Origin of the sequence: Streptomyces sp. NPDC058955 (assembly GCF_042741435.1) — a bacterium.
GTDB lineage: Bacteria > Actinomycetota > Actinomycetes > Streptomycetales > Streptomycetaceae > Streptomyces.
The window spans coordinates 28,537-38,774 of sequence record NZ_JBHYKM010000072.1; the positions used below are offsets into that span (position 1 = coordinate 28,537).

At 74.0% G+C, this 10,238-nt stretch carries 9 protein-coding genes and 1 pseudogene; 5 read left to right on the forward strand and 5 right to left on the reverse strand.

Going from position 1 to position 10,238, the window contains the following annotated elements; genetic code table 11:
• Positions 1 to 132: 132 nt before the first annotated feature.
• The 3 genes from thiE (at position 133) to ACFW1I_RS24795 (ending at position 2,914) form a co-directional block, all read left to right on the forward strand.
• Positions 133 to 786 carry a thiamine phosphate synthase gene (thiE, locus tag ACFW1I_RS24785; RefSeq protein ID WP_384673718.1) on the forward strand — a complete coding sequence of 218 codons (654 nt, stop codon included), beginning with the start codon at positions 133 to 135 and terminating at the stop codon, positions 784 to 786.
• Between the two features lie 252 nt (positions 787 to 1,038).
• Positions 1,039 to 1,953 (forward strand): methylenetetrahydrofolate reductase [NAD(P)H], encoded by a 915-nt coding sequence (gene metF / locus ACFW1I_RS24790; RefSeq protein ID WP_384673721.1) that lies wholly within the window; start codon positions 1,039 to 1,041, stop codon positions 1,951 to 1,953.
• 55 nt (positions 1,954 to 2,008) lie between these two features.
• A complete protein-coding gene (locus ACFW1I_RS24795) occupies positions 2,009 to 2,914 on the forward strand; it encodes a hypothetical protein (RefSeq protein ID WP_384673724.1) in 906 nt (301 codons plus the stop codon).
• 37 nt (positions 2,915 to 2,951) lie between these two features.
• Here ACFW1I_RS24795 and ACFW1I_RS24800 read toward each other — a convergent pair whose 3' ends face one another.
• From ACFW1I_RS24800 to ACFW1I_RS24820, 5 genes are all read right to left on the reverse strand, one after another.
• On the reverse strand, positions 2,952 to 4,406 hold the full coding sequence (locus ACFW1I_RS24800) for a phytoene desaturase family protein (protein WP_384673726.1): 1,455 nt from the start codon (positions 4,404 to 4,406) through the stop codon (positions 2,952 to 2,954).
• A gap of 10 nt (positions 4,407 to 4,416) precedes the next feature.
• Positions 4,417 to 5,055, reverse strand: coding sequence for a DUF4126 domain-containing protein (locus tag ACFW1I_RS24805; protein WP_384673729.1), 639 nt, complete (start codon positions 5,053 to 5,055; stop codon positions 4,417 to 4,419).
• Between the two features lie 420 nt (positions 5,056 to 5,475).
• Positions 5,476 to 6,087: a TetR/AcrR family transcriptional regulator gene (locus tag ACFW1I_RS24810; protein ID WP_384673732.1), complete on the reverse strand. Its 612-nt coding sequence runs from the start codon at positions 6,085 to 6,087 to the stop codon at positions 5,476 to 5,478.
• A 34-nt stretch (positions 6,088 to 6,121) separates the two neighbouring features.
• Positions 6,122 to 8,272: a YhgE/Pip family protein gene (locus ACFW1I_RS24815; protein ID WP_384673734.1), complete on the reverse strand. Its 2,151-nt coding sequence runs from the start codon at positions 8,270 to 8,272 to the stop codon at positions 6,122 to 6,124.
• Positions 8,244 to 9,086: an ATP-binding cassette domain-containing protein gene (locus tag ACFW1I_RS24820; protein ID WP_384673744.1), complete on the reverse strand. Its 843-nt coding sequence runs from the start codon at positions 9,084 to 9,086 to the stop codon at positions 8,244 to 8,246. The genes ACFW1I_RS24815 and ACFW1I_RS24820 overlap by 29 nt, the downstream gene beginning before the upstream one ends.
• Positions 9,087 to 9,346: 260 nt before the next feature.
• On the opposite strand from ACFW1I_RS24820, the gene ACFW1I_RS24825 reads away from it, so the two are divergent.
• The gene (locus ACFW1I_RS24825) at positions 9,347 to 9,820 is read left to right on the forward strand and encodes an SAV_6107 family HEPN domain-containing protein (protein WP_384673737.1); all 474 of its coding nucleotides are present in this window, start codon (positions 9,347 to 9,349) and stop codon (positions 9,818 to 9,820) included.
• A gap of 66 nt (positions 9,821 to 9,886) precedes the next feature.
• A pseudogene (locus ACFW1I_RS24830) lies at positions 9,887 to 10,150 on the forward strand (class I SAM-dependent methyltransferase); the annotation flags it as partial.
• Positions 10,151 to 10,238 lie beyond the last annotated feature (88 nt).

Consider the following 10,238-nt stretch of genomic DNA (forward strand, 5'->3'; position numbering starts at 1 on the left):
GCGGGGGCTTTCCGGGGGGGCGGGGGGGGCCGGCGCGCGCCCGGGCCCCCCCCCACCCCCCCCCCCCCCCCCGCCCCGCCGGGCCCCCCCCCCCCGCCCCCCCCCCGCCACCACCCGACGGGGGGAACCATCATGCCCACGCCTCGTGAGCGGCTCGCCGACGCCCGGCTCTACCTGTGCACCGACGCCCGGAAGCGCCAGGGCGACCTGCCCGCCTTCCTCGACGCCGTGCTCTCCTCCGGGGTCGACATCGTCCAGCTCCGCGACAAGGGCATGGAGGCCGCCGAGGAGCTGGAGCACCTCGCCGTGTTCGCCGACGCCTGCCGCCACCACGGCAAGCTCCTCGCCGTGAACGACCGGGCCGACGTCGCCCACGCCATCGGCTCCGACGTCCTCCACCTCGGCCAGGGCGACCTGCCCGTCCCCGCCGCCCGCGCCGTCCTCGGCGACGAGGTGCTGATCGGCCGCTCCTGCCACGCCGAGTCCGAGGTGGCCGCGGCCGCCGCCGAGCCCGGCGTCGACTACTTCTGCACCGGCCCCTGCTGGCCGACCCCCACCAAGCCCGGGCGGTACGCCCCCGGCCTCGGTCTGGTGCGGTACGCGGCCGGACTCGCCCAGGACCGCCCCTGGTTCGCCATCGGCGGCATCGACGCGGACAACCTGGACGAGGTGCTCGACGCCGGCGCCCGCCGGATCGTCGTCGTCCGCGCGATCACCGAGGCCGACGACCCGGCCGCGGCCGCGGCCTCCCTCGCCAAGCGCGTCCGGGAGCGGGCCGGCGCCTGACGGCGGCGACCACCGGGTGGGCGCGCCGCACCCGCGCCGCGCCCGTGCCCACGGCGAACCGGTGCCGCACCGGTGCCGCACCGCTCTCCTGCCACCGTCGCACCGCTCTCGTGCCGCCGTCGCACCGCTCTCGTACCGCCGTCGTACCGCTCTCGTACCGCCGTCGTGCCGCCGTCGTACCGCTGTCCGAAAAGGTGTCCATTCCTCGGACGCGGTTTCCGCGCCTCGCTGGACCCCGTCTAACCTGCCCGTATGGCCCTTGGAACCGCTTCCGTCCGTTCGGACCGCGCCCGCACGGTCCGCGAGATCCTCGCCTCCGGCACGTCGTACTCCTTCGAGTTCTACGCGCCCCGGACGGCCAAGGGCGAGCAGGTCCTCTGGAACGCCATGCGCCGCGTCGAGGCCGTCGGCCCCAGCTTCGTCTCCGTGACCTACGGCGCCGGCGGCTCCACCCGCGGCGGCACCGTCAAGGCCACCCAGAAGATCGCCTCGGACACCACCCTCACCCCGGTCGCCCACCTCACCGCCGTCGACCACTCGGTCGCCGAGCTGCGGAACGTCCTCGGCCAGTACGCCGACGCCGGCATCCGCAACATGCTCGCGCTGCGCGGCGACCCGCCCGGCGACCCGCTGGGCGACTGGGTCGAGCACCCCGAGGGCGTCCGGTACGCCGCCGACCTGGTCCGGCTCATCAAGGAGTCCGGCGACTTCTGCGTCGGCGTCGCGGCCTTCCCCGAGATGCACCCCCGCTCCGCCGACTGGGACACCGACATCCGGCACTTCGTCGACAAGTGCCGGGCCGGCGCCGACTACGCGATCACCCAGATGTTCTTCGACCCGGAGAACTACCTGCGGCTCCGCGACAGCGTCGAGAAGGCGGGCTGCGAGACCCCGATCATCCCCGAGGTCATGCCCGTCGTCACCGCGAAGACCCTCGACCGGCTGCCCCAGCTCAGCAACGCCGCCTTCCCCGCCGATGTGAAAGAACGCATCCTCGCGGTCAAGGACGACGCCGCCGCTGTACGCTCCATCGGTATCGAGTTCGCGACGGAGTTCTGCGCGCGCCTGCTGGACGAGGGCGTCCCCGGACTGCACTTCATCACGCTCAACAGCTCCACCGCGACGCTCGAGATCTACGAGAATCTCGGACTGCACCAGCAGTCCTGACCGGTCGTACCCGCCCCTGACCCGCGGCGGTGGCCGTAGAGAGGGGCTGCGGGGCATGGGGTGGACGGTCCTCTACATCGCGTTCGGCCTGGTGGCGCTCTGGCTGCTGGGCGAGGTGCTCCTCCAGTACAAGGCGCGGCTGCGCTGGCGGATCCTCGCCTTCTGCGGCTTCCTCGGCGTCGTCGCCGGCGTGCTGCTGCCCTCGGTCGCGGTGATCATCGCCGGCGCGGTCGCCTTCGCCGTCGGCCAGACCTTCGTGACCCTCTCCTTCCGCCGCGGCTTCTCCACCGGCTGGGCGATCGGCGGCAACCCCGGCGCCAGCCGCCGCCGCAAGGCGGGCCCGGCCGGCGACGCCGGCCCCACCCTGGAGGTCTCCGGACTCTCCTACGAGGACGCCGCCGCGGCCCACGCCCCGGGCCCCGACGCCGAGGAACTGCACGCCGGCGGCGAACCCGCCTCCGTCTACGAGCCGCAGCCCCTGCCCGAGGACACCGGCCAGTACGGCGTCTACGGCGGCGGGCAGCACGACGAGACCCCGCAAACCCCCGCGTACGGCGGCTACGAGACCGGAGGGTACGAGACCGGCGGCTACGCCACGGGGACCTACGCCACGGGGACCTACGACACCTCGGGCTACGCCACCGGCGGCTACGCGCCCGCCGACCCCGGCACGCCCGCGTACGACACCTATGCCGCCGGCTACGAGCAGCAGCAGCCCGGCTACGACTACGGCGCCACCGGCGGCCCGCAGCAGTACGCCGCCTACTCCGACCCGTACATCGGCCCCGGCACCGACGGCCAGCAGTACACCTCGTACTACGGCGACCCGCACGCCCCCTCGTACGGCTACGACACCCCGCCCGGCGGCGTCTGGGTCCCGCAGCAGCGCGACACCGACGAGCCGCCGGCGCCCTACGGCCAGGGCCAGTACCCCGACGAGCAGTCCCAGTACCGCTACTGAGGCCCCGTCCGGCCGGACGGGGCCCGGCCGGTCCCGGTCACTGCGAGCCGCGGAACTCCGCGCCCTCCACGATCAGCCCGGCCACCAACGCGCCCGACATGCCCGCGTGGGCGAGCCCGCCGCCCGGGTGCGACCAGCCGCCCGCGAAGTAGAGCCCCGGCACGGGGGAGACGTTCGCCGCGGGCAGCCAGGCACCGCGCGCGTCCGCCAGCGCGGGGCCCGGCACCTCGGCCGACCCGGTCGCCGCCCGTACGTCCTCCGGGGTGCGGACCTCCTGCCAGAGCAGCCGCTCGGCCAGCCCCGGCACGGCCCGCGCCGCCGCCTCCACCATCGCCTCGGCGAGCTTCGCCGGGTCCTCCTCCGGCACTCGTTCGACCAGCGTGGACACGGTCACCGACTCGTGGTCCGCGTCGGGCCGCAGCGCCGGATCGTCCGGCCGCAGCACCGTCACCGTCGGGTCGGACAGAGGGTTCCCGGCGCCGTGGACGACCGTGCGGTGCACGGCCCCCTCCTCGCGGGCCCCGCGCAGCGCCAGCAGGACGGTCAGCCGACCGGTGCCCTGCGCCTGGAACGACGGCCACTCGTCACCGGACTCCCACGGCATGACCTGGTCGCGGTAGAGCGCCGGCACCGGCGCGCCCGCGACCACGTGGTCCGCCGCCACCGACTCGCCCGACGCCAGGCGCACCCCGACGGCCCGCTCGCCCGCGCCTTCGCCCTCGGTCAGCACCTCGTCGACGGCCGCGTCGAACACGAACTCCACCCGCCGCTCCCGGCAGCGCTCGTACACCGCGTCCGCGAGCGCCCGGATGCCGCCGGCCACGTACCAGCTGCCGAAGGTCTGCTCCATGTACGGCAGCACGGCGGCGGACGCCGGGGCGGTGGAGGCCGGGAAGCCGTACGCCTCCGCGTACGCGTCCAGGAGCGCGACCAGCCGGGGGTCGCGCAGCTCCCGCTCGCCGACCTGGGCGAGCGTCCGCGTCGGGCGGCGCAGCAGCCCGGCCTTCAGCGCCGGGTACGGCTCGCGGGCCAGCACCTTCGGATCGGCGGGCTGCGGCTCCTCCAGGAGCGGGCGGCGCGTCCGGTCCCATGCCTCGCGGGCCCGCACCAGGAAGTCCCCCCAGCGCTCGCCCGCGCCCGCGCCCAGCGCCGCGTCCAGGGCGGCGATCGTGCCGGCCCGGGAGGCGTTCGGCAGGTCCACGCGCGTGCCGTCGGCGAAGACGTGCCGGGCGGCCGGATCGACCTGGCTCAGCCCGACGCACTCCTCCAGCGGCTTCTTCCCCGTCTTCACGAACAGATCGCGGTAGACCGCCGGCAGGTGCAGCAGCCCGGGACCCGTGTCGAAGGCGAAGCCGTCCCGCTCGAAGCGGCCCACCGCCCCGCCGTACGTCGACGTCCGCTCGTACACCGTCACCGCGTGTCCGGCGATCGCCAGCCGTGCCGCCGCCGCCATGGCGCCGAGACCCGCGCCGATCACCACAATCCGTCCCATGTCAGGGACCTTATCGGCCCCCGCCGACAGAGCGGTCCACAGGTGGGCCGCCGCCGGCCGCCGCCAGTCTGCGCTCCTCGCGGCGCTGCGCCCGGCGGCGCCGGAAGCGCCGGATCCGGGAGGCCAGGAAGACCAGCAGCCACACGCCGAGCGCCAGCAGCACGGCGGCGATCACCGCCGCCGCCACCGGATGGAACATCGCGAAGGTGATGATCCCGGCGACGCCGAGGTCCTCGGCCGTGCTGAGCGCGATGTTGGAGAACGGCTCGGGCGAGGTGTTCACCGCCATCCGGGTCCCGGCCTTGACCAGATGGCTCATCAGCGCCGTCGAACCGCCGACCGCGCCCGCCGCCAGCTCCGGCAGCGAACCGCTCTCGCCGGCCAGCAGGGCCGCCACCACCGCTCCCGCGACCGGCCTGATCACCGTGTGGACGGAGTCCCACACGTTGTCCACGTACGGGATCTTGTCCGCGACCGCCTCGCACAGGAAGAGGACGCCGGCCGCGATCAGGACGTCCGTGCGCTGGAGCGCCTCGGGCACCTCGTCGGTGAGCCCGGTCGCGCCGAAGACGCCGAGGAGCAGGACCACCGCGTAGGCGTTGATCCCGCTCGCCCAGCCGCTCGTGAAGACCAGGGGGAGTACGGACACGCTCGCGATCGTAACGAGACGGCGTCCGTCCGTCACCAGGACGGCCCAATCCGCCCGGCCGGCGCGGCGGCTGAGTATCCGTACCTAGACGCCGAGATGAGTACCCGCGCGGATGGGGGAGGGGCCGTCCGGAGGAGAGAGTGGAGCCACGGAAGGGGCACGGCTCCGGACCGCCGACACGGGGCGGCGGAACGGGGCCGTGCGCCTGCCGGCACGGGGAACGTGCACGGGGGTGTACGAAGAAGGCGCCGGTCCGGCGTGGCTCGGGGGGATCGAGCTTCGCGGACCGGCGCCTCTCTTTGTCTCGGATCCAATATCCGGGATCCGATATCCGGAATCTGGTATCCAATATCCGGGATCCCGGATATTGGGTACGGGATGCGGGATCCGGGATTTCGGATATTGGATCCCGGATCCGGCTCAGCGGCCCCCGCCCACCCGCCCGTGCAGCAGCAGGGACAGCGCCGCGTGGACGTCGTCGAGGGAGCGCTCGCTCTGGAACGCCTTCCAGTCGAGGGCGGCCACCAGGACCATGCCGACCAGGGCCGCCGCCGTCAGCTGGACGTCGATCTCCTCGCTCAGCTCGCCGGCCTCGACGCCGTCGCGGAGGACGCCCTCCACGACGGCGACGGCCTCCTGGCGGACCACCAGGAGGGTGGAGTTCCACGCCCGGTTGGTGCGCCAGAGCTCGGCCACGTACAGCTGGGTGAAGGCCGGGTAGCGGTCGATGAAGACGAGGCCCGCGCGGATCATCGCGTCCAGCGCGGCGACCCGGCTGCCGCCCCGGGCCGCGGTCTCCTCCGCGGCCGTCCGCAGCGAGGCGGCGAGCAGGGAGACGCCGTGGCGCAGCAGCTCCTCGAAGAGCTCGGTCTTGCTCTTGAAGTTGTAGTAGACCGTGCCCTTGGCCACCCCGGCCCGCTCGGCGATCTCGTCGACCGTGGTGGCCGAGAAGCCCTGCTCGGCGATGAGGGTGACGGCCGCCTCGTAGAGCTTGGCGCGGGTCGCCTGGCGGCGGGTGCTGCTGCTGTCCATGGGATCGATTCTCACAGAGGCGGTAGGGGTCGGGTCACAGGGACAGTTCGGGGTGGAGCCGGTCCAGCGTCCACACCTGCTTGCGCCGTGCGGTGACCGCGGTCAGCGCGAGCGCGCCCAGGGTGAAGGCGGTCAGGACCGCGACGGCCTCCCAGACCGGGCCGACGCCGCCGCCGGAGATGAGCCGGCGCAGTGCCTCGACCACGTAGGTCATCGGCAGGAAGGGGTGGACGGCGTTGAAGAAGCCCGGACTGGTCTGCACGGGGTAGGTGCCGCCGGCCGAGGTCAGCTGGACCATGAGCAGCGCCAGCACCAGGATCCGGCCGGCCGCGCCGAAGCGGGCGTTCAGCCACTGGATGATCGAGGCGAAGCAGCAGGTCACCAGGGCGAGGAAGCCGATCGTGCCGGCCGCTCTGGCCATCTCCAGGCCGAGTCCCCAGTGCAGGACGGAGAGGAGCGCGCCGACCTGGAGGATGCCGATCGCGGCCACCGGGAGCCAGCCGGCCAGCGCGATCCGCCAGGCGGAGGCGCCCGCGGCGAGGGCCCGCCGGTTCATCGGCTGGATGATCATGTAGGCGACCATGGCGCCGACCCAGAGGGAGAGCGGGATGAAGTACGGGGCGAAGCCCGTGCCGTAGTTCGGCGCCTTGTGGAGCGACTGGGCGGCGAGCTGCACCGGGTCGGCCATGACCTCCGTACGCCGGTCCCGCTCGTCCTTGTCGTAGTCCGGGATCTTGTCGACGCCGTCCTTGAGGCCGGTGGCGAGCGAGCCGGAGCCGTCGGCCAGCTTGAACAGGCCGCCGTCGAGGTCGCCGGCGCCCTTCTTCAGCTTGCCGACGCCGCTGTCCAGGCTGACCGAGCCCGCGCGGGCGCCGGAGATGCCGGTGTGCAGCTGCTCGGCGCCGTCGGCGACCTTCTTCGCGCCCCGGTTGAGCTCGTTGATCTTCCGGATGGCGCCCTCGACGTCCTCGTCCAGGTGCGGGGCGCGCGCGGCCAGCTCGTCGGCCTCCTTCTTCAGCTTCTTCAGCCGCTCGTCGAGCGTCTTCAGGTCGCCCTTCTCGTCCTTGGTCAGCTGGTGCACGTCGTCCGCGACCGTGGCCACGTCGCCGGCGGTGGTCGACGCCTCCTTCAGGGCGGAGCAGTACTCCTTCGTGTCCGGGAGGACGAACCCCTCGGGGAGCGTGACGCCCTCCGGCAGCTCGATCTGCGGGGTGGCGCCGGCGCCGGGCTTCTCGCAGGACTCGCGGTGCAGCCGGCCGAGCGTGTCGTCCGCCTTGTGGGCGGCGGTGCGCAGCATCGGGGCGCGGTGGACCAGGTCCTCCAGGTCGTTGCGGGCGGCGGTGGTGGCGTCGGAGACCAGCTTCGCGGTGTCGCGGATCGACGTGCCGTTGTTCGCCAGGTACGGGCGGACCTTGTCGGCGGTGCCGTTCACCTTGTCGGCGAGGGCCTGGGTGCCGTTCGCGACCTGGCGCGTGCCGGTCTGGACGTCCTTGGAGCCCTTGTCCAGCTTCTTCAGGCCGGCGGCCAGGTCGCTGCTGCCGGTCTTGGCGTCGGTCAGGCCGTCGGAGAGGTCCTTGGAGCCCTTCTTGGCCTTGTCCACGCCCTTCTTCAGGTCGGCGGCGCCCTTGGCCGCCTCGGCGGTGGCCTCGTGGATGTCGGAGAAGGAGATGAAGATCTTGTCGAGGAAGGTCCGGGAGGACTTGGTGGAGGCGGCGGTGCGCACCTCGGCGAAGACCGTCCGCGAGATCTGGCCGACGATGTAGTTGTTGGAGTCGTTCGTGCGGACCTTCAGGGCGCCGGTCTCGGGGGAGTCCCCGGAGCTGGACGCGATCCGCTCGCTGAAGTCGCCGGGCACGGTCAGGGACAGGTAGTACGTGCCGTCCTCGACGCCCTTGCGCGCCTCGGCGTCGCTGACCTGGTGCCACTCGAAGGTCCTGCTGTCGAGCAGCCCCTCGGTGATGTCCTCGCCCGCGGTGATCCGCTTGCCGTCGGCGGTGGCGCCGCGGTCCTCGTTGACCAGGGCCACGGGCAGCTTGTCGAGCCTGCCGTACGGATCCCAGAACGAGTACAGGTACAGGGCGCCGTACAGCAGCGGCAGCAGCAGGACCGCGACGAGCGCGGCGCGCGGCAGCTTGCCCCTGCCGAAGCGCCTCAGCTCAAGAGCGGCCAGTTTCGGCGAGCGCATCGTCCGCCCCCTCCTCGGTGATGTCGTCTTCGGCGGCCGGGTCTTCCTCCGGGCCGGTCCCGGCGGTCTCGTCCGCGGCCTCCGGCTCCGGTTCGTCCCGGCCCGGCTCGTCCCGGTCCTTCCGGTCCGGGTCCGTCGTCGCGGTGGTGCCGGTCGTGGTGATCCGCAGGGCGTCGGCGGGTGCCTCGCTGCAGACGGCGAGGACGGTGGTGCCGGCGGCGGCCACCGAGCGCAGCAGCGCCCAGGCGGCGGCCCGGTCGGCGTCCGACAGCTTCAGGTCCGTGTCGTCCACGGCCAGCAGCCGGGGCCGGCCCATCAGGGCCAGCGCGATCGACAGCCGCAGGGCCTCCAGGCGCTCCAGATCGCGTACGGAGGTCCGCTCGCCCTTCGGCAGGGCGGCGAGGTCCAGCCCGGCGGCCGCGAGGGCCTCGTCGATCCGGGCCCGCGCCTCGGCGGCCCGGGTGCCGGGGCGGCGCAGCAGCGCGCGGACCGAGCCGTCGAAGCGGCGCTGCAGCAGGGCCCGCTCGCGCAGGTGCTCGGCGACCGTGAGCGACGGGTCGAGCTCGCTCACGCCGGGGACCTGGCCGAGCGCGGCGATCCGGCGCACGGCGGCCATCCGGCGCGGCAGCGGCAGGCCGCCGACCTCGGCGCGGCCCTCGCCGGTCTTCATCCGGCCGGTGAGCGCGAGCAGCAGACAGGTGCGGCCGGTGCCGGACGGGCCTTCCAGCGCGACCAGCGCGCCGGCCCCGGCGCGGAAGGACACGTCCCGGAAGGCCCAGCCGCGGGGGCCCTTGAGCCCCAGCCCCTCGACCACGACCTCGACGCCGTGCGCCGCCGGGCCGCTGCCGGCGCCGGACTCCCCGCCGGCCCCCTCCGGAGACGGTCGTGTGGTCAGGTCCTCGGATCCCACGGATCCACCCCCCGCTTCCCCACTTTTGAACTGACTGGTCAGTCCAAAAGTTACCCAGGAGTCTCCTTGTTGGCAAAACCCCAGGTCAGGGCGATTGTCAGTGGGGGGTTGCACGATGGACACAGACGGCGACAAGGCCGTCACCCGACGACAGGAGGCTCGTCATGGCCAGTCCTTTCGCAGCAGCCGACGTCCACCCCGTGTCCCGCCGGACCAGCGCCCCGCCCGCCGCCCTCGACCTGCTCGCCAAGGCCCGGGCCGGGCTCGACGAGGCCGCCGCCCTCGACCGGCCCCACGAGAGGTACGCCACCGCGCACCTCGCCGCCCTGCGCGCCGCGGCCGCCGTCCTCGCCGCCCGCGCCCGCCCCGTCCCCCGCACCCGCCGGCGCCAGGCCATAAGGAGCGCCTGGGAACTGCTGCCGCAGCTCGCCCCCGAGCTCACCGAATGGAGCGCCCTCTTCGCCTCCGGAGCCCCGCGCCGCGCCCTCGCCGAGGCCGGGGTCGCCGCCGCCGCGACCCCGCGCGAGGCCGACGACCTGGTCAGGGACGCCGCCCACTTCCTGCGCCTGGTCGAGCGGCTGCTCGTGCTCCAGCCGGTACTGCCCCGACAGCCCCCGGCGGACGGCGCCGCCGGTTGATCCGCACGGCGGCACGGAGGCCATAGGGTGGGGACGTCCGTACCCGTCACCGAGGAGTCAAGAGCCGTGCCGGACCCTTTCCCCGCCTTCGGCCGCGAGGCGTCGTCGCGCCCGTCGCGCGCCTCCCTGCGAACCGCCGTCGTCTGGGACGTCCTCAAGGACGCCCTCGACCGCCGGGTCGGGACCACCGGGAACGCCGCCCTGGACGTCCTCGACACCGGCGGCGGCTCCGGCAACTTCGCGGTGCCGGTGGCCCGCCTCGGCCACCGCGTCACCGTCGTCGACCCCAGCCCCAACGCGCTCTTCGCCCTGGAGCGGCGCGCCGCCCATGCCGGGGGCGCCCACCGGGTGGCCCGCGGCCCCCGCGACGGCCCCCGCCGCTACTGCGAGGGTCAGGGGCGGGCCTAAGACACCTAGG

Excerpts from the sequence above, each read along its gene's own strand:
- ACFW1I_RS24825 (WP_384673737.1), top strand. The coding sequence starts at position 9,347 with ATGGCCAGTCCTTTCGCAGCAGCCGACGTCCACCCCGTGTCCCGCCGG.
- ACFW1I_RS24800 (WP_384673726.1), bottom strand. The coding sequence starts at position 4,406 with ATGGGACGGATTGTGGTGATCGGCGCGGGTCTCGGCGCCATGGCGGCG.
- ACFW1I_RS24815 (WP_384673734.1), bottom strand. The coding sequence starts at position 8,272 with ATGCGCTCGCCGAAACTGGCCGCTCTTGAGCTGAGGCGCTTCGGCAGG.
- metF (WP_384673721.1), top strand. The coding sequence starts at position 1,039 with ATGGCCCTTGGAACCGCTTCCGTCCGTTCGGACCGCGCCCGCACGGTC.
- thiE (WP_384673718.1), top strand. The coding sequence starts at position 133 with ATGCCCACGCCTCGTGAGCGGCTCGCCGACGCCCGGCTCTACCTGTGC.
- ACFW1I_RS24810 (WP_384673732.1), bottom strand. The coding sequence starts at position 6,087 with ATGGACAGCAGCAGCACCCGCCGCCAGGCGACCCGCGCCAAGCTCTAC.
- ACFW1I_RS24795 (WP_384673724.1), top strand. The coding sequence starts at position 2,009 with ATGGGGTGGACGGTCCTCTACATCGCGTTCGGCCTGGTGGCGCTCTGG.